We start from the raw sequence: 489 nt of genomic DNA on the forward strand, positions 1-489 counted from the left end.
TAAATATACTATATATAAAAATAATTATTTAGCGGAAGTAGTTCAGCGGTAGAATACAACCTTGCCAAGGTTGGGGTCGCGGGTTCGAATCCCGTCTTCCGCTCCATTTTTATTTTTTCTTGCCGGGGTGGCGGAACTGGCAGACGCACAGGACTTAAAATCCTGCGGTAAGTGATTACCGTACCGGTTCGATTCCGGTCCTCGGCACCATTTTTGTTTTTGCGCCCGTAGCTCAATTGGATAGAGCGTTTGACTACGGATCAAGAGGCTAGGGGTTCGACTCCTCTCGGGCGCGCCATTTTAAATAACGGGAAGTAGCTCAGCTTGGTAGAGCACTTGGTTTGGGACCAAGGGGTCGCAGGTTCGAATCCTGTCTTCCCGACTTCTATTAATACTTATGGGGGCTTAGCTCAGATGGGAGAGCGCCTGCTTTGCACGCAGGAGGTCAGCGGTTCGATCCCGCTAGTCTCCACCATTTAAAAATAGATT

The 489-nt window shown here is 48.9% G+C and carries 5 tRNA genes; all 5 read left to right on the top strand.

Going from position 1 to position 489, the window contains the following annotated elements:
* Positions 1-31: 31 nt before the first annotated feature.
* The 5 genes from ACJTHF_RS14015 to ACJTHF_RS14035 all read left to right on the top strand — a co-directional run bounded on the left by ACJTHF_RS14015 (position 32) and on the right by ACJTHF_RS14035 (position 475).
* Positions 32-106: transfer RNA gene (locus ACJTHF_RS14015), tRNA-Gly, on the top strand.
* 15 nt (positions 107-121) lie between these two features.
* Positions 122-210, top strand: a tRNA-Leu gene (locus tag ACJTHF_RS14020).
* Between the two features lie 11 nt (positions 211-221).
* Positions 222-298: transfer RNA gene (locus tag ACJTHF_RS14025), tRNA-Arg, on the top strand.
* Positions 299-308: 10 nt separating this feature from the next.
* A tRNA-Pro gene (locus ACJTHF_RS14030) sits at positions 309-382 on the top strand.
* A gap of 17 nt (positions 383-399) precedes the next feature.
* A tRNA-Ala gene (locus ACJTHF_RS14035) sits at positions 400-475 on the top strand.
* The last annotated feature ends 14 nt before the right edge of the window (positions 476-489 follow it).

It is taken from the genome of Mammaliicoccus sp. RAM2, assembly GCF_045897195.1.
GTDB lineage: Bacteria > Bacillota > Bacilli > Staphylococcales > Staphylococcaceae > Mammaliicoccus > Mammaliicoccus sciuri.